15 protein-coding genes and 1 riboswitch are annotated in these 17,809 nt (G+C 59.8%); of the genes, 8 read left to right on the forward strand and 7 right to left on the reverse strand.

Annotation, left to right across the window (positions count from 1 at the left end; all coding sequences use genetic code 11):
* Positions 1–66: 66 nt before the first annotated feature.
* The gene (locus IF654_RS01915; protein ID WP_047278337.1) at positions 67–966 is read right to left on the reverse strand and encodes an energy transducer TonB; all 900 of its coding nucleotides are present in this window, start codon (positions 964–966) and stop codon (positions 67–69) included.
* Between the two features lie 76 nt (positions 967–1,042).
* The gene (gene gshB, locus IF654_RS01920) at positions 1,043–1,996 is read right to left on the reverse strand and encodes a glutathione synthase (protein WP_047278335.1); all 954 of its coding nucleotides are present in this window, start codon (positions 1,994–1,996) and stop codon (positions 1,043–1,045) included.
* A 269-nt stretch (positions 1,997–2,265) separates the two neighbouring features.
* Between gshB and pilG the strand changes: the two genes are divergently transcribed.
* The 7 genes from pilG to IF654_RS01955 are packed head-to-tail and all read left to right on the forward strand — an operon-like array spanning position 2,266 to position 13,093.
* Positions 2,266–2,673 carry a twitching motility response regulator PilG gene (gene pilG, locus IF654_RS01925; RefSeq protein WP_048375337.1) on the forward strand — a complete coding sequence of 136 codons (408 nt, stop codon included), beginning with the start codon at positions 2,266–2,268 and terminating at the stop codon, positions 2,671–2,673.
* Between the two features lie 42 nt (positions 2,674–2,715).
* Positions 2,716–3,093 (forward strand): twitching motility response regulator PilH, encoded by a 378-nt coding sequence (pilH, locus tag IF654_RS01930; protein WP_047281470.1) that lies wholly within the window; start codon positions 2,716–2,718, stop codon positions 3,091–3,093.
* Between the two features lie 10 nt (positions 3,094–3,103).
* On the forward strand, positions 3,104–3,643 hold the full coding sequence (locus tag IF654_RS01935; protein WP_047281469.1) for a chemotaxis protein CheW: 540 nt from the start codon (positions 3,104–3,106) through the stop codon (positions 3,641–3,643).
* Positions 3,644–3,696: 53 nt separating this feature from the next.
* Entirely contained in the window at positions 3,697–5,754 is a 2,058-nt protein-coding gene (locus tag IF654_RS01940) for a methyl-accepting chemotaxis protein (protein WP_047283232.1), read from the forward strand.
* A gap of 27 nt (positions 5,755–5,781) precedes the next feature.
* Complete coding sequence (locus IF654_RS01945; protein WP_194862806.1) at positions 5,782–11,688, forward strand: Hpt domain-containing protein; 5,907 nt, start codon at positions 5,782–5,784, stop codon at positions 11,686–11,688.
* Positions 11,681–12,130 (forward strand): chemotaxis protein CheW, encoded by a 450-nt coding sequence (locus IF654_RS01950; RefSeq protein ID WP_047281467.1) that lies wholly within the window; start codon positions 11,681–11,683, stop codon positions 12,128–12,130. Before IF654_RS01945 ends, IF654_RS01950 begins: the two co-directional genes overlap by 8 nt.
* Before the next feature lie 45 nt (positions 12,131–12,175).
* Positions 12,176–13,093 (forward strand): hypothetical protein, encoded by a 918-nt coding sequence (locus IF654_RS01955; protein ID WP_047281466.1) that lies wholly within the window; start codon positions 12,176–12,178, stop codon positions 13,091–13,093.
* Between the two features lie 155 nt (positions 13,094–13,248).
* Here IF654_RS01955 and IF654_RS01960 read toward each other — a convergent pair whose 3' ends face one another.
* The 3 genes from IF654_RS01960 to IF654_RS01970 all read right to left on the reverse strand — a co-directional run bounded on the left by IF654_RS01960 (position 13,249) and on the right by IF654_RS01970 (position 15,050).
* Positions 13,249–13,569, reverse strand: a complete 321-nt coding sequence (locus IF654_RS01960) for a DUF6124 family protein (protein ID WP_052892220.1) — start codon at positions 13,567–13,569, stop codon at positions 13,249–13,251.
* 359 nt (positions 13,570–13,928) lie between these two features.
* Positions 13,929–14,477, reverse strand: coding sequence for a chromate transporter (locus IF654_RS01965; RefSeq protein WP_194862805.1), 549 nt, complete (start codon positions 14,475–14,477; stop codon positions 13,929–13,931).
* Positions 14,478–14,486: 9 nt separating this feature from the next.
* On the reverse strand, positions 14,487–15,050 hold the full coding sequence (locus IF654_RS01970) for a chromate transporter (protein WP_094987265.1): 564 nt from the start codon (positions 15,048–15,050) through the stop codon (positions 14,487–14,489).
* Positions 15,051–15,456: 406 nt separating this feature from the next.
* On the opposite strand from IF654_RS01970, the gene trhA reads away from it, so the two are divergent.
* Positions 15,457–16,074, forward strand: coding sequence for a PAQR family membrane homeostasis protein TrhA (gene trhA / locus IF654_RS01975; RefSeq protein ID WP_047278321.1), 618 nt, complete (start codon positions 15,457–15,459; stop codon positions 16,072–16,074).
* A 48-nt stretch (positions 16,075–16,122) separates the two neighbouring features.
* On the opposite strand, the gene IF654_RS01980 is transcribed toward trhA, so the two are convergent.
* Together IF654_RS01980 and IF654_RS01985 are read right to left on the reverse strand one after the other, a co-directional pair.
* Positions 16,123–16,968, reverse strand: coding sequence for a formate/nitrite transporter family protein (locus IF654_RS01980; protein WP_047279443.1), 846 nt, complete (start codon positions 16,966–16,968; stop codon positions 16,123–16,125).
* 135 nt (positions 16,969–17,103) lie between these two features.
* Positions 17,104–17,505: an acyl-CoA thioesterase gene (locus IF654_RS01985; protein WP_047278318.1), complete on the reverse strand. Its 402-nt coding sequence runs from the start codon at positions 17,503–17,505 to the stop codon at positions 17,104–17,106.
* Between the two features lie 195 nt (positions 17,506–17,700).
* Positions 17,701–17,807: riboswitch (S-adenosyl-L-homocysteine riboswitch) on the forward strand.
* Positions 17,808–17,809: the final 2 nt, after the last annotated feature.

Consider the following 17,809-nt stretch of genomic DNA (forward strand, 5'->3'; position numbering starts at 1 on the left):
GTTGGCAGATGGCGCGCCTTGAAAGCCGCTTGGGCTACGCGGCGCGAGCGCTCATTTACCCCGGCATTAATTACTGGACAGCCGGTCGCCCTGGGCGAATTTCCAGGTGCGGATGATTTCGAGGCGGTCGATGTCGGCCAGGTCACCGGTGAACGGCGCGAACGGCGCGGCCAGACGCACGATGCGCTGCGCTGCCTGATCCAGCAACGGCTGGCCGGAAGATTCGAGCACCAGTACTTCATGCAGCGAACCGTCCCGATTGATCGAGACCAGCAGCCGCAGCTTGCCGTAGATTTTTTCGCGGCGTGCCTGTTCGGGGTAGTTGAGGTTGCCGATGCGCTCGATCTTTTTGCGCCAGTCCTCTTTGTACCAGGCGCCTTTGTCGCGCATGGTCGAGGCCGCACTCATGCGGTAGATCTTGGGCCTTTTGGCATACAGCTGTTGCTCGTTGGCCAGTTCGGCTTCGAGGCTGGAGATCTCGCTCGACAGTTGGGAGCTGTCAAACGACGGAATGCTGGCCTTGGGCGCGGCCTCGGTGATGACCTTCTGCGGCTCGCGCGTGGCTTTTTTGGGCTTTGGCGCCACGGTGGTAACGGCGGCTTTGGGTGCAGCCTGCTTTTGTTCGGGCCGGGCGGCAGGGGGCGGCGTGACCTTTTTGACTTCGTTGGCCTGAAACGGCGCCACTTCTGTGGTTTTGGGCACGGCTTTCTTGTCCAGCGTGCCGCTGCCTTGCTGATTGTCCTGCGCCAGAAAGTCCGCCTGCTTCGGTGCCTTCTCGCTCTTGAACGTGGACAGGGTGATTTCGAGGGTTTTGCTGATCTGTTTGGGCTCGCTCATGCTGAACCCGACGCCCAGGATCACCGCCAGGTGAATCAGTGCCGCGACAAACAGCGTAAACCCCAGACGATCAGCCGCGCGCACGCCGCCGTGCGTGAGTTCAGAGGGCAGGTCGCTGGGAAGTGTCATGGCAAAAGACCAACATCGCGGGTTTCACAGGCTGCGCATGATAACGCAATGTTGGTCTGTGTCTGGCGGATAGAAATCAGCGAGCGGCCAGTTTGCGCTCAATGGCGTCCATCAGCAGTGCGCCGATGTTGGTGCCGAACGCGTTATCGATCTCGCGGATGCAGGTCGGGCTGGTGACGTTGATTTCGGTCAGGTGCTCACCGATTACGTCCAGTCCTACGAACAACAAGCCTTTTTCACGCAGGGTCGGGCCGACCTGTTCAGCGATCCAGCGATCCTTGTCACTCAACGGGCGGGCTTCGCCGCGACCACCGGCGGCCAGGTTGCCGCGTGTTTCGCCCTGCGCCGGAATGCGCGCCAGGCAATAGGGAACAGGCTCGCCGTCGATCATCAGGATGCGCTTGTCGCCGTCTTTGATCCCCGGCAAGTAGCCTTGCGCCATGATTTGCTGAGTGCCGTTGGCGGTGAGGGTTTCGAGGATCACCGACAGGTTCGGGTCCCCCACGCGATGACGGAAAATCGACGTACCGCCCATGCCGTCCAGCGGTTTGAGGATCACATCACCGTGCAGTGCTGCAAATTCGCGCAGGACATCGGCGCGACGGCTGACGACCGTCGGCGGCGTGCATTGGGTGAATTGCGTGGCGAACAGTTTTTCGTTGCAGTCGCGCAGGCTCTGCGGCTTGTTGACGATCAAGACGCCGTCACGCTCGGCCTGTTCGAGCAAGTAGGTGGAATACACGAATTCCATGTCGAATGGCGGGTCCTTGCGCATCAGGATCACGTCGAGATCGCTCAGGGCCGTGTCGGTTTCGGCTTCAAGCTCAAACCATTTTTCCGGGTTGGCGAACACCTTGAGCGGCTTCATGCGCGCCCGCGCCTTGCCTTCATTGAGGTACAGGTCTTGCTGTTCCATATAGAACAGCGTCCAGCCGCGCGCCTGCGCAGCCAGCAACATGGCCAGCGAGCTGTCCTTCTTGTAGGAGATGCTCGCAATGGGGTCCATGACAATCCCGACTCGAACGCTCATGGCAAATTCCTCAACAGTAGTGAGCTAAGCCAATCGCTGTAAAAGCGATCAGCAGGCAATTAAAAGTGGCGCCAGAGTGGCGCCGTGTGGTGTCTCGGTCAAGGAAAAACCGTCTGCGCCAGCAGGTGGCGGGACGTTCGATAGATTGCATGTAGAGACTGTGCTAAAAAGGCTCGCACAGCACCTGCAGCCCTTGTCTACCAAGGACTTGGGCTTCGGGATCGCAACGTTGTAACAAAACGGGTCGCCGTGGCGATGGTAGAGCACATATGGACAAGCATTCCAGCGCCTTGAAGGTGATGGTGATTGACGATTCGAAAACCATTCGCCGCACCGCTGAAACGTTGCTCAAAAACGTTGGCTGCGAGGTGATCACCGCCGTTGACGGCTTCGATGCATTGGCCAGAATAGTCGACCATCATCCGCACATCATTTTTGTCGACATCATGATGCCGCGCCTTGATGGCTACCAGACCTGCGCACTGATCAAAAACCACCGTTCCTTCAAGTCCACGCCGGTGATCATGCTGTCCTCCAAAGACGGCCTGTTCGACAAGGCAAAAGGGCGTATTGTCGGGTCTGATCAATTTTTGACCAAACCCTTCAGTCGGGACGAGTTGCTCAATGCAATCAAGGCGCACGTGCCCGGTTTCACGGTTGTGCAAAACGCTCACTGATGCTCGGTCAACAGGCCGATCACCTTATAAATGGGGAACACCATGGCTCGCATTCTGATCGTCGATGACTCGCCGACTGAAATGTACAAACTGACCGGCATGCTCGAAAAGCACGGCCATCAAGTGTTGCAGGCGGGCAACGGCGCAGATGGCGTCGCACTGGCGCGCCAGGAAAAACCCGATCTGGTCCTGATGGACATCGTGATGCCGGGCCTCAACGGGTTCCAGGCCACGCGTCAATTGACCAAAGACCCGGAAACCCAAGGGATCCCGGTCATCGTGGTGACCACCAAGGATCAAGAGACCGACATGCTCTGGGCTTCTCGTCAGGGAGCAAAAGGGTATTTGACCAAGCCGGTCGATGAGGACGCGCTGACCGATAAAATCAAAGAACTTCTGCCAGCCTCCACGCACAAGTGATGGCCGCACCATGCCCGATTCTCTGACTGCGTTTGAGCTGCTGCTCGACATCGACCAGCGCTGTCGCTTGCTGGCGGCGGGGCCTGTGGCCGAGCCCGCCGCGGCGCACACCTGGAGCGGTATTGGATTTCGCATCGGCGAGCAGTGTTTTGTGGCGCCAATGGGGGAAATCGCCGAGATCCTGCATGAGCCGCGTTTCACCTTGCTGCCGGGCGTCAAACCTTGGGTCAGAGGCGTCGCCAACTTGCGTGGGCAACTGCTGCCGATCATGGACTTGTGCGGCTTTTTCGGCGTCGAGTTATCCACATTGCGCAAACAGCGCCGGGTGTTGGTGCTGGAGTACGACGACATCTTCGTCGGCCTGCAAGTCGATGAAGTGCTGGGCATGCAGCACTTTGCCCAGACGGATCTGGACACCCAACCATCCGTTTCCCCCGGCTTACCTTTCGCGCCTTATGTACAAGGGCGCTTCGCCGCCGGCCATGACTGGTGGGTATTCAGCCCGTTTGCCTTGGCGCAAGCGTCCGAGTTCCGGGCGGTCGCGGTGTGAGCAGTGAGCACCTGGAACCTCAAGCATCCATACAGCATGTCAGGGCCTGATCGATGACCGCAGCCAACAACGCTAAACCAATGGAAGGGTCGCGCAGCCGTTCGCAGATCATCGTGCTGTTTATCGCCCTGATCGTGTTCATCATGCTGTTGTTCGCCAATTTTGCTTACCTCAACACCCAGTCCAACTACGACAAGCAATACATCAGCCACGCGGGCGAGCTGCGCGTGCTGTCCCAGCGCATTGCCAAAAACGCCACTGAAGCCGCTGCCGGTAAAGCCGCAGCGTTCCGCCTGCTGAGCGATGCGCGCAACGACTTCAGCCAGCGCTGGGGTTACCTGAAAAAAGGCGACCCGGCCACCGGCCTGCCCGCCGCGCCACCCGCCGTTCACAAAGAAATGCAGGCCGTTCAGCGCGACTGGGAACAGTTGCTGAGCAACACCAACGCCATTTTGGCCAGTGAACAAACCGTGCTCTCGCTGCATCAAGTGGCGGCAACGCTGGCCGAAACCGTGCCGCAGTTGCAGGTCGAATACGAAAAAGTGGTCGAGATCCTGTTGCAGCGCGGAGCGCCGGCCAGCCAGGTGGCGGTGGCGCAACGCCAATCATTGCTGGCCGAGCGGATTCTGGGCGCCGTCAACACGGTACTGGCCGGGGACGAAACCGCGGCTCAGGCAGCCGATGCGTTCGGGCGTGACGCCAACCGTTTCGGCCAAGTGCTGAACGGCATGCTCGAAGGCAACGCGGGCATGCGTATTTCGCAGGTCGAAGACAAAGACGCCCGCGCCCGCTTGCAGGAAATCTCGGAGCTGTTCCAGTTTGTGTCGGGTTCGGTGGATGAAATCCTCGAAACCTCGCCGCAGTTGTTTCAGGTGCGCGAAGCCGCGAGCAATATCTTCAGCTTGTCGCAGACCTTGCTCGACGAAGCCTCAATGCTGGCCAACGGGTTCGAGAACCTTGCCAGCGGCCGTTCGCTGGACATCATCGGCGGCTACGTATTGGGCTTGCTGGCGCTGGCGTCGATCATCCTGATCGGTATGGTGATGGTGCGCGAAACCAATCGCCAACTGCGCGAAACCGCCGAGAAGAACGACCGCAACCAAAACGCAATCATGCGTTTGCTGGATGAAATTGCCGACCTGGCCGATGGCGACCTGACGGTCACCGCCTCCGTGACCGAAGATTTCACGGGCACCATTGCCGACTCGATCAACTACTCGGTCGACCAGCTTCGCGATCTGGTGGCCACCATCAACCTCACCGCCGGGCAAGTGGCGGCGGCGGTGCAAGACACCCAGGCCACCGCGATGCAACTGGCCGAAGCCTCCGAGCATCAGGCCCGGCAGATTGCCGAAGCCTCGGGCGCCATTCAGCAAATGGCCCACTCCATCGATGAAGTGTCGGCCAACGCGTCAGAGTCCTCGGCGGTGGCCGAGCGCTCGGTGGCGATTGCCAACAAAGGCAACGAAGTGGTGCACAACACCATTCACGGCATGGACAACATCCGTGACCAGATTCAGGACACGGCCAAGCGCATCAAGCGTCTGGGCGAGTCGTCTCAAGAGATTGGCGACATTGTCAGCCTGATTGACGACATTGCCGACCAGACCAATATTTTGGCCCTCAACGCGGCGATTCAGGCGTCCATGGCCGGGGATGCCGGGCGCGGCTTTGCCGTGGTCGCTGACGAAGTCCAGCGCTTGGCCGAGCGTTCATCGGCCGCCACGCGGCAAATCGAAACCCTGGTGCGGGCGATTCAGGCCGACACCAACGAAGCGGTGATCTCCATGGAGCAAACCACCACCGAAGTGGTGCGCGGGGCGCGTCTGGCGCAGGACGCCGGGGTGGCGCTCGAAGAGATCGAAGGCGTGTCGCAAAACCTCGCCGCCCTGATTCAAAGCATTTCCAATGCCGCCCAGCAGCAAACCACCTCGGCGGGCCAGATTTCCTTGACCATGAACGTGATCCAGCAAATCACCAGCCAGACCTCGTCCGGCTCGACCGCCACCGCCGACAGCATTGGCAACCTGGCCAAGATGGCCAGCCAACTGCGGCGTTCGGTGTCCGGTTTTACCTTGCCCGACACCCCTGAACCGCGTGAGCCTCAGTAGTGCGGCGCAATATTGACGGGAGTCGTTATGGTTGACCGGCACGACTACGTAGCCCTTGAGTGGGTCAAAGACGAAATCGGCGAGACCCTCAAACTGGCCCGCGCAGCGCTGGACGGCTATACGTTGCAGCCTTCGCCCCAGGCGCTGGCGCAGTGCCTGACGTGCGTGCATCAAGTGCATGGCAGCTTGTTGATGGTCGAGTTCTACGGCGCTGCGTTGCTGGCCGAAGAGATGGAGCAGTTGGTGATGGCCCTGCAACACGGGCGCGTCAGCCAGCTCGACGAGGCCGTGCGGGTCTTGCAACAGGCCTTCAACCAATTGCCGCTTTATTTGGACCGCGTGCACAGCGCCCGGCGCGACTGGCCGTTGGTGGTGCTGCCTTTAATCAACGACCTGCGCACCGCCCGGGGCCAACCCCTGCTTGCGCAAACCAGCCTGTTCAGCCCGCCCTTGCAAGTGCTGGAGCCGCTGGCGCAACTGCCGGTGCAGGACGTGTCCGAGCGGGTGCCTGCCCTGCGTCAACACCTGCAAAGTGCGTTGCTGGGGCTGCTGCGTGAAGACGACGTGCCGGGTCAGTTGGCGCAACTGGCCGAGGTCTTTGCGCAACTGGAAACCCTGTGCCGGGGCGCGCCCCTCAATGCGCTGTGGACAATCGCCTCGGCGTTGGTCGAAGGCATGCTCAAGGGCAAAGTCGCCAACAGCCCGGCGCTGCGCAGCCTGCTCAGAGAAACCGACAAACCGCTACAACGGCTGCAGGCCCAGGGCATCGAAGCGGTCAATCAGCCCGCTTCCGACAGGCTCGTCACCAGCCTGTTGTTTTACATCGCCAAGGCTGAGCGCCCCACGCCGAAAATGCTCAGCCTCAAAGCCCTGTACGAACTGGACGAAGCCATGCCCGATGCGGCCATGGTCGACGCCGAGCGCGCGCGCCTGGCCGGGCCGGACCGCGATGCCATGCGCTCCGTCGTAGCCGCGCTGTGTGAGGAACTGGTGCGGGTCAAGGAGCGCCTCGACCTGTTCGTGCGCAGCGACCGCACCCACGTGTCGGAGCTCAGCAGCCTGCTGGCGCCGCTGCGGCAGATAGCCGACACGCTGGCCGTTTTAGGCTTTGGCCAGCCGCGCAAGGTCATCATTGACCAACTGGCCGTGGTGCAGAGCCTGGCTCAGGGCCAGCGCGAGCCAACGGACCCGGTGTTGATGGACGTTGCCGCCGCGCTGCTGTACGTCGAGGCCACGCTGGCCGGGATGGTCGGCAGCGTCGAACCTTCGCAACGCGAAGAAAGCCGCCTGCCCACCACCGACCTGATGCAAATCCACCAGTTGGTGATCAAGGAAGCGCGGCTGGTGTTCGACGAAGCCAAAGACTTGATCAACGATTACCTGGCCGCCGATTACGACCGCGAGGCGTTGCAGGCGGTGCCGGGTTTGCTCACGCAAATTCGCGGGGCGCTGGCGATGATCCCGCTCAACCGCGCTGCCAGCTTGCTGCAAGCCTGTGACGACTACTTATGCGAGCACCTGCTGCTGGGCCGCGAGCGGCCCGATGCGCGACACATCGACCACTTTGCCGACGCACTGGTGAGCATCGAATACTATTTGGAGCGTCTGGCCCTGGACCCCGGCGCGGCAGGCGAGGCCGTACTGGACCGTGCCGAAAACAGCCTGATCGCGCTCGGGTATGCCCCGGCCGAACGCAATGTCCCGCTGCTCGATGACATCCTCAGCCCGACCGAAGTGCTGGTGATGGAAGACTTGCAAGAGTTGCAAGACCCGCAGGTGGTGCAAAGCCTGGCCGACGTGTTGGCTAGCCCGGTGTCGGCGCTCAACCCGCCCGCGCAGCACATCCCCGGCAGCCTGTTGCCGCCCCCGGTGGACGAGGTGCCGGTGGACGAAGAACTGCTCGAAGTCTTCCTCGAAGAAACCGATGAAGTGCTGATGGCGCTGCACGAAGCCCTGCCGCAATGGGTGGCCAACCCAGCGGACAGCAACGCGCTGAGTGAGCTGCGACGCGGCTTTCACACCTTGAAAGGCAGCGGACGCATGGTGCGCGCCCTGGTGCTGGGTGAACTGGCGTGGGCAGTCGAAAACCTGCTCAACCGGGTGATCGAACGCAGCGTGGCGCCGGGGCCGGCGATTCATCAGTTGCTCGAAGACACGCTGGTGATCCTGCCCGACTTGATCCAGGCGTTTGCCGAGCGAGACCAGCGTCAGCGCGACGACGTCGACGCACTGGCCGCGCGGGCGCATCAGTTGTCCCAAGGCGATCCTTTGCCGCTGTTGATCGAGCAGGACAGCCCGGCCTTTGACCCGCAATTACTGGAGATCTTCCGGCAGGAAGCGCAGACCCACCTCGACACGTTGAACCGCTTCCTCGATCAGGCCAGCGCGCACATGCCGCTGCATGCCAGTGATGACCTGCAACGTGCCGTGCACACGCTCAAAGGCAGCGCACACATGGCGGGCGTGTTGCCCATGGCCGAACTGGCGGCGCCACTGGACCATCTGGTGCGTGAGTACAAAGCCCATCACGTGGCGCTGGATCTGGACGAAATCGAGCTGCTGCTCGAAGCCGACGGCCTGTTGCACCGCGGCTTGAAGCAACTGGACGTTGATCCGCTGGCCGACATCCAGGGCGCGCGCTCTCTGATTGAGCGCACGGAATGCCTGATTGCCGACCGGCTGGATGCGTTGCTCAACGCAACCGGCAGCGCGTTGGTGCCCAAGCGCGACCCGCAGCGCATCACGGCGTTTCTGGAACAGGGCATGGACACCCTGTTTGACGCCGAAGACCTGCTGCGTCACTGGCGTCAGCACCCCCATGAGCGCGAGGGGCTCGACACGCTGCTGGACCTGTTGACCGCCTTGGGCGAGGCCGCGCACGCGCTCGACCTGCAACCGGTCGACGCGCTGTGCGAAGCCCTGCTGGACCTGTATGGGGCGGTTGAAGAAAGCAGTCTGGCCGTCAGCGATCGTTTTTTCGACGTGGCCGATGAGGCCCACGAAGCGCTGATTAACATGCTCGACCAATTGGCCGCAGGTCAGGAAATTACCCCGCAGCCGACCCTCATCCACACCTTGAACCAATTACTGCACCAAGGGTTGGCGCCCGACGCCACGGGGTTGATCCGCCGCGAAGGCGGCCAGACCCTGGACATCACCGAGCTGGGGGCTGCCACTGCACAACTCGATGAGATCGCAGGCGAGGACGACGATGACGGGCTGGACGACGAAATAGTCGCCATTTTCCTCGAAGAAGCGGTAGACATTCTGGAGAGCGCGGGCCAGGCCTTGCAGCGCTGGTTGAGCGAGCCCGACAGCCTCGCGCCCCTGTCATCGTTGCAGCGTGATTTGCACACCCTCAAGGGCGGGGCACGCATGGCGGGCGTCGTCCCGGTGGGCGATTTGGCCCATGAGCTGGAACACTTGTACGAGGGCCTGCTGGACCGCCGTGCCAACGAGAGCCCGGCGCTGGCGCAGTTGCTGGTTCGCAGCCACCAGCACCTGGCCCTCATGCTTGAACACCTGCAACAGCAGCAACCGCTGCGCGAGCCCTTTGAACTGATTGAGGCCATTCGCGGCTATCGTCATCCCGGCCCGCCGGTTGCCGGGCAGCCCGTCGCTGAGCCGGACCCAACCAGCGGCGCCGATCCCGAGTTGCTGGAAATCTTCCTCGAAGAAGCCTTCGACATCCTCGAAAGCTCGGGCGCCGCGTTGGCGCGCTGGCAAGCCGAACCGCAAAACACCCTTGAAGTCGAAAACCTGCTGCGCGATCTGCACACCCTCAAAGGCGGCGCGCGCATGGTGGAAATCACCGCCATTGGCGACTTCGCCCACGAACTGGAAACCCTGCTGGAAGACGTGTCCGCTGGCGTGGTCACGGCGGATGCCGAGTTGTTTGCCTTGTTGCAGGGTTGCCATGACCGCACCGCGCAAATGCTCGACGCCCTGCGCAGCGGGCAGCCGTTGCAGTCGCCGCAGGACTTGATTGCGCGAATTCGCAGCACCGAACGCTCAGACCCGCAAGCGCCCCAGCCCCCCGCACCGAGCAAGGCCGAAGCCAGTGCCACGGCGGTGACCGAAGGCGAGCGCACCGGGCTGGACACGGTCAAGGTGCCGGCCGAATTGCTGGAAGACATGGTCAACCTGTCGGGCGAAACCTCGATGATTCGCGGCCGTATCGAGCAACAGATCAACGATGGCCACGTCGCGCTCAATGAGATGCAAACCACGCTGGAGCGCATGCGCGACCAGCTGCGCCGTCTCGACATCGAAACCCAGGGCCGTTTGCACAACCGTCCGCACAGCGAGGCGGAGGGGCTGGCCTACGACGAGTTCGACCCGCTGGAAATGGACCGGCATTCGCAGTTGCAACAACTGTCGCGTGCGCTGTTCGAGTCCGCGTCCGACCTGTTCGACCTCAAGGCCACACTGGCCGCGCGCAATCAGGACGCACACAACCTGTTGCAAAAACAGGCGCGGGTGAACACCCAGTTACAAGAGGGCCTGATGGGCACCCGCATGGTGCCGTTCGAGCGCGTTTTGCCGCGCCTCAAGCGGGTGGTGCGCCAGGTGGCCAGCGAGTTGGGCAAACAGGTCGAATTCAGCGTCATCAACGCCGAAGCCGAGATTGACCGCAACGTGCTGGAGCGCATGGTGGCGCCGTTGGAGCACATGCTGCGCAACGCCGTCGACCACGGTCTGGAGCCTGCCGAGGTGCGCCATGCCAGCGGCAAGCCCGAGCAAGGGATGATTACGCTTGAGCTGTCCAACGAAGGCGGCGACGTGGTGTTTGATATCCGCGACGACGGCGCCGGTGTCCCGCTTGAAGCCGTGCGCCGCAAAGCGATCCATCGCGGCCTGCTGGACCCGCTGAACAGCGTCAGCGACCGCGACGTGTTGCAGTTCATCTTGCAACCGGGCTTCTCCACGGCCGAGAAAATCACCCAGATTTCCGGGCGCGGCGTGGGCATGGACGTCGTCCACGAAGAAGTGCGTCAGTTGGGGGGCAGCATGACCCTCGACTCGGTGGCAGGGCAGGGCGTGCACTTTCAGATTCGTCTGCCGTTCAGTGTGTCCCTCAACCGGGCCTTGATGGTGCAGTGCGCCGATGAGCAATACGCCATCGCGCTTAACACCGTTGAAGGCATCGTGCGGGTCATGCCCAGCGAGCTGGAAAGCTATTACCAACTCAACCCGCCGCTGTATCACTACGGCGGCCAGACCTACGAACTGCGGTATCTGGGCGAGTTGTTACAGACCGTGGTCAAACCCAAGCTGGCGGGCGAAACCCATTCATTGCCGGTGCTGCTGGTGCATTGCCAGGACATGCGCGTGGCCCTGCAAGTCGATGCCCTGGCGGGCTCGCGCGAGATCGTGGTCAAGAGCCTCGGCCCGCAATTTGCTGCCGTGCAGGGGTTGTCGGGTGCGACGATTCTGGGGGATGGCCGTGTGGTGCTGATCCTGGATTTGCTGGCCTACATCCGCGCGCATCAGGTGCGTCAGCCGTTGCTGCGCGCCCAGCACGAAGCAGGCGGCGGACTCGAATTCATCCCGGCCGTGCGCCCGCCGTTGGTGCTGGTGGTCGACGATTCGGTGACCGTGCGCAAAGTCACCAGCCGCCTGTTGGAGCGCAACGGCATGAACGTCATCACCGCCAAAGACGGGGTCGACGCCATGAGCGTGCTCGAAGAACACACCCCGGACCTGATGCTGCTGGACATCGAAATGCCGCGCATGGACGGCTTCGAAGTGGCCACGCACGTGCGTAACGACCCGCGCCTCAAAGACATGCCGATCATCATGATTACCTCGCGTACCGGGCAGAAACACCAGAACCGCGCCATGGCCATTGGCGTCAACGACTACCTGGGCAAACCCTACCAAGAGTCGGTATTGCTGGAACGCATCGCCTACTGGAGCACCTTCCATGCTTGACCACCGTGTAGGCAGCCTGACGTGCCTGCTCTTGCCGCTGGCCGATCGCGACCTGTTACTGCCCAACGTTGCGATCGCAGAACTGATCGACTACCAGCGTGGCGAACCCAGCAGTGACTCGCCGCCGTGGCACTTGCGCCAGATCATCTGGCGCGACCATCCCTTGCCGCTCATCAGCTTCGAAGCGGCCTGCGGCAGCCCGCTGCTGATTGGCGACCGCGCGCGCATCGTCATCCTCAACACCTTGGGCGGCAACCCGGCGCTCAAGTACATCGCCATGGTGGTCCAAGGCATCCCGCGTTCCTACAAACTCGACAGCCAACTGAGCTTTGTCGACGTGCCCCTCTGCCCGCTGGAACGGGCTGCCGTGCAAGTGGGCGAGCATGTGGCCAAGATCCCGGATTTGTGGGCGTTGGAGCGGTTGGTGTTGGGGGCCGTTTAAGACGTGTTTTTTTGTATTTAATAAATGTGGTGTGTGGAGTGTTGAATGGAATGGCTTGATTTTTCAAATGGATTTATGACGGCGTTAAAAGAAACCCCGTATGCCATTGATATTCTTTTTTGGTTAATTGTGTGCGTTATAGCGGCCGTGGTAACAATGAAGTTGCCTTTGGGGCTGGCAGGGGTTTTAGGTTTTTTTGTTGCCGCGATCGGTGCGTTTTTAGTGATGTTTCATATGGCTTATGTCAATCAGTCCAGTGCGGGACCTAATAGTGTTTCGAACCTGACTGTCGAACAGGTGGTTAAGAATTTACGTTATCAAAGTGAAGCGTGTGGGAGGAACAGCGCATTATGCCCAGCCTTGGGGGATGTTGAGGCACAGGCCATAGAGACATTAAAAGGTAAAAAGAAAAGCGCCTATAGCGAAGCCGTGTTTACGCTGTTGACCAACTTCACATTGATGACGCTTGGCGGAATGTCTGCGAGTTTTATCTCATCGACCCTCCTGCGAAGAGCAAGACCCGGTGAAGACGAAGCTGAAGAGGCAGCGATGAGAAGAAAGAGTCGCCCTTTTATGCTCGTATTAACGCTGTTAACCGTGTTGCTTTCATTGCTGGCGTTGTGTAGCACACTGGCTTTGTTTTTTATTAAGGATCTTGTGTGGACGCAGAGTTCTAGCGCTGTTGTCAGTGCGTTTGCGTATGCCCTGATTCTTTCGTTAATGAGTTGGGTTGCAACCTGTTTTGGGTATGTCGATAAGCCAAAGGGGCGCTACTTTTTTATCTTGGTCATTCTTTTAGTTGTACCGGCAGTGCTGTTCTATGGGGTAGGGGTCTCAACGTTTATTGATGTCCGAGGTTGGCAAGATGGGTGGATAAGTTTGTTGTTTTGGGGCGTGCCCTTAATTTATGTGTTTTGGCATGCGGCCTTATTAGTTGAACGCCGTAAAGCTGAGTCGGTGTAAAGATACGCTGTGCATCGAATGAACAATGGACGCGGTTGAGTTGTTGAGCCCTGACTGTGTTCGCACGGCATGTGAGTGAGCGCCCACGGGCTTACAGCGTGGCTGTTTCATGACAAATAGAAGCGCGCCTGCTGTCAATCAGGCGCGTGTCTGGATCAGCGGGCCGTGAGGCTGCTCAACGATAGATCGACCTGCGTTCTGGCCATGTCCACCAAGTACAGCACCGACAACACCCAGTCGCGTTGCGTCCCGTCCAGGTTGCTGCTTGCCTCAACAGCCGAGACGCTGGCGCAACGTAACAAGTCCGACGCGTGAACCAATGCGTTTTCTACGTCGATGCTTGGGTGACGGGCGGTGTTGCCGGGCAGGTAGTGACTCAGGGCGCGTTGCGCAGCGGCACGGTCCTTGAGCAACTCATCATTGGACGCCAACACAAACGTCCCGTGGGCGGGTGGATCCGGGGTGATTTTGAGCATGGGTACGAACTCCTAACGTAGTGTGGAGACCGCCAGTTTCGCTGCTAAACGAAGGGTGGCGGCCGAGCGCAGGTTAGCAGGCCGGTACGTTAGGAAACCGGCGCACCCGAAGGTGCCCTGCGCACGACCACCATAAAATTCAGGCAAAAAAAAGCGCCTGTATTGAAGGGGCGAAGTACGCCTAACGTGATCCGAGCTGCTAAACCCGATCGCTGATGAGCAGCGACGGAGCGAGACTAGGCGCGTAAACCGTCAGGCGCAATGCGTTGGGGATTGTCTCGGAAAGTTCGCGCAAGGGAAAGGGATGCATCCCATGAAACTGCATGGGCAGGGCAGTGTGTGCGTGGAAAGTTGAGTCCTTAGCTTCCAAACCAGTACGCCCCTGACTGAGCGCTCAGCAATCCGAGCCCTACGCCGATGGCGATCAACCAAAGGGGGTTGAGCTTGCTGAACACCACCACGAGCGCACTGACTGTTGTCAGCAACAGGCTGAGGCGATTGAGTTCAAGACTGCCGATCAAAATGTAACTGGCTGCCAGTATCAACCCGATCGAAACAGGTACGAGTGCGCGCTTGGTCATGAGCACCCAAGGTGTATCGGCATGATGCTCCAGCCAGCCTGCGCCAAACCATGTCAACGCAGAGCACGGCAGCAATTTGGCGATCAATGTCGCCAACGCTCCGGGTACGCCCGCCACGTGTTGCCAGATGAATACGAGGAACATCCCGTTCGGGCCCGGCAGTGCTTGAGACAGGGCAAAAAACGACACGAACTGTGCGTCGTTCAACCATCGCATCTCGGCCACCGTGTAACGGTGAATATCCCCTAGTGCCACGGTGTTACCGCCGATGGCCATCAGCGACCACAACCCGCACTGGAGCACCAGATGAAACAGCACCGGCTGCATGATTGCTCCTCAGGCGTTGCGGTCAATCAGGCGCCAGACCATCGAGACCGTCATGCTGATCAACAGCACGGTCCATAACGGCACCACCAGCACGCCCATCAATATGAAGGTCAAAACGAACACGGTGTAATTGGCGGTAGTAGGTGGCATGGCCTTGAGCAGACGCAATGCAGTGCCGAGCATCAACCCTGTGGCAATGGGTGAAATGGCGCCAAACACGTGCTGGACGGTTTGATGTTGCCACCATGAGGCATACGCCAGGCCCGCCGAAACAGTGATGAGTGAAGGGAAGCAATACAGCCCCACCACTGCAAGGCAGGCCCCCTGCAACCCGTGCTGCTTTCGCGCATAGATAATCGCCACGTTGCAGACATTAGGGCCGGGGAAGAACTGCCCGATGGCCAGTAGTTCATTGAAGGTTTTTTCATTCACCCAGCCACGCCGATCAACCATCATCTGCCGCGCCCACGGCAAAACCCCGCCAAACCCTAAAAGCCCGACCCATGCGAAGTTGTAAAAAAGTTGCCAGCGCGTGGGCTTAACAGGCGCGACCTGATCCAGGTGCTGTGGCATGGCGATCTCCCCGAAAAGACCCTGACCGTGATATCCACCGCGCATTGGTGATTGCCCAGTCGTGCGAAATGGCCAGTAGGCTTTTTCGGTTCCAGTGAGGTGATGTCCATGTAGGCGTCAGCTTCATGAGATCTCCCGCAGGCTGTTATTTTTAGTGGGGCCTGCAGAGTGATTCTGGGCGTGTATGCCGAAAGGCTATGTCAGGTTGGATGGGTGATTTGTGTGCGAAAAGTGCGGATTTTGTGTGAGTTAGGTCTTAAGCGTTTGAGTTATAGGTCTGAGGATTAAAGGGGAGAAATGCTGTCTTCCTCGACGAACGCCGCATTGCCCTTTAAGTTCGCAACCTTGACCCTTATCTCGTAACAAAGTGACACAGTCGCACTATCGGCTATTGAGGATGTTGCAGATGTATCACGGAGAAAAGCTCAATGCCTGGACTCACTTGCTGGGGGCCGTGGCCGCCGCAGTGGGCAGTGTTTGGTTGTTGGTCATGGCGTGCCTTGACGGCAGCCCGCAGAAGATTGTCAGCGCGGCAATTTATGGGGTCACGCTGGTGTTGCTGTACAGCGTGTCGACCGTTTATCACAGCGTGCGCGGGCGATCCAAGGTGATCATGCAGAAGTTTGATCACCTGTCGATTTACCTGTTGATCGCCGGGAGTTACACGCCGTTTTGCCTTGTGACGTTGCATGGGCCGTGGGGCTGGTCGCTGTTCGGGATCGTGTGGGGCATGGCGGTGATTGGCATGCTGCAAGAGATCAAACCGCGCTCCGAGGCGCGTATTTTGTCGATTGTGATTTACGCCGTGATGGGCTGGATCGTGCTGGTGGCGGTCAAGCCACTGATTGCCGCGCTCGGCACGGCCGGGTTTATCTGGCTGGCCACGGGCGGTGTGATGTACACGGTGGGGATTATCTTTTTTGCCCTGGATCATCGCCTGCGCCATGCCCATGGCATTTGGCATTTGTTTGTGATCGCAGGCAGCCTGCTGCATTTTGTGGCAATCGCGCATTACGTGATTTAAAGCGCCACTCGACCCGCAGGGGCGCCTTGGCCCCTGCGGATGCAGCGATCAGCTTTTCGTGGATTTCGGGTTGTCGCTGCGAATTTGCGCATGGCTGATCAAGGCAAAGATGAAACTGCCGCCAATGATGTTGCCCGCCAGTGTGGGGCCGGCAAAGATCAGCCAGAAGTCCTTCCATGGCAGCTCGCCTGCAAACACCAGATACGACACTTCTGCTGTGCCGACCACGATGTGGGTGAAATCGCCCAGCGCCATCAGGTAGGTGATGAGGATGATGATCCACATCTTGGCGCTTTCCATCGACGGGATCATCCACACCATGGTCGCGATCATCCAGCCGGAAATAATGCCCTTGGCGAACATCTGGCGCGTGTCGTTTTCCATGACCTTACGGCCGATTTCCAGAAAGGCGTTGTCGGTCCGGGTGTCGAAAATCGGCAAGTGCAGCATGACGTAGGCCACCAGCAGGGTGCCGAGCAGGTTACCCACCAGCACCACTCCCCATAGCCTGAACAGGCGCCCGAAATTGCTCAACGTCGGTTTGCTCATGATGGGCAGCACGGCGGTGAGGGTGTTTTCGGTAAACAGTTGCTGGCGAGCCAGAATCACGGCCAAAAAGCCTGCGCAGTAGCCGAAGCTGGCAATCACTTTGAAGGCTTCGCCGCTGGGCAGCCGCGAGTTGAGCAGCCCCATGGCCATGAGCGACAGGCCCATGGTCAGACCGGCAGCCAGGGCTGACCAGAACAGGGCCGCGACGCTGCGCTCCAATTCCTGATCGCCCTGCAAGCGGATGATTTCATGCAGCACCGCCGCACGCGGGGGCTGGTTTTTAGTGATGTCGTGCTCTTCTTCAGCCGACAGGTTGGGGGTTTTGCCGGTGTTTTGTGTGTCCATGAGGCTTCATGACCGTTAGCGTGTGTAAGCGTACGACACTGGCGGCATGAAGCTGTTCACTGTGCCCCTGCTTTACAGGGGGCTCAGCGACGCTTGAGGTTGTCCCGTGCCCGGACAGCGAGGGCAGGCGGTGGATCAGGCCTGGTTTTCATCCTGGAACTGGTCTTTGACGTATTTGATCTCGGTACGGCCATGAGGTGAGGGCAGGCCGTCTTCACCGAGGTTGACGAACACCATCTTGTCGACGGTGAGGATGCTCTTGCGCGTGATCTTGTTGCGCACTTCGCAGGTGAGTGTGATGGAGGTGCGGCCAAATTCGGTGGCGGTGATGCCCAACTCGATGATGTCGCCCTGACGGGAGGCGCTGACGAAGTTGATTTCAGAGATGTATTTGGTCACTACGCGCTGGTTGCCCAGTTGAACGATGGCGTAGATGGCGGCTTCTTCGTCGATCCAGCGCAGCAAGCTGCCGCCAAACAGGGTGCCATTGGGGTTGAGGTCTTCGGGTTTTACCCATTTGCGGGTGTGGAAATTCATGTTCACTCCTGACCGTCTGCCGTTAGATGCCGCGCATGATGTCAGACCATGGCGCCCAGCTCTATTAAGCTTCGACTATGGTCTCGATTACGCAAATGAAAAAGCCTTGGATAAAGCCTTGGGATCATCTGCCCGGATGGCTATAATCACCCCCGCTTCACAACGGTCATTGTCACCCAGTACCGTTCCCGCCACCTGTCCGAGGGGCGCTGCAGCAGGTCTTACCTGTCAGGCTCGGATGGGGCGTTGTTTGTTCAGGGCTCCCTGGGCAGGCACTCAACGCACAACGGCGCCCATTCGCGAT

The organism is Pseudomonas lundensis (assembly GCF_015377145.2).
GTDB lineage: Bacteria > Pseudomonadota > Gammaproteobacteria > Pseudomonadales > Pseudomonadaceae > Aquipseudomonas > Aquipseudomonas lundensis.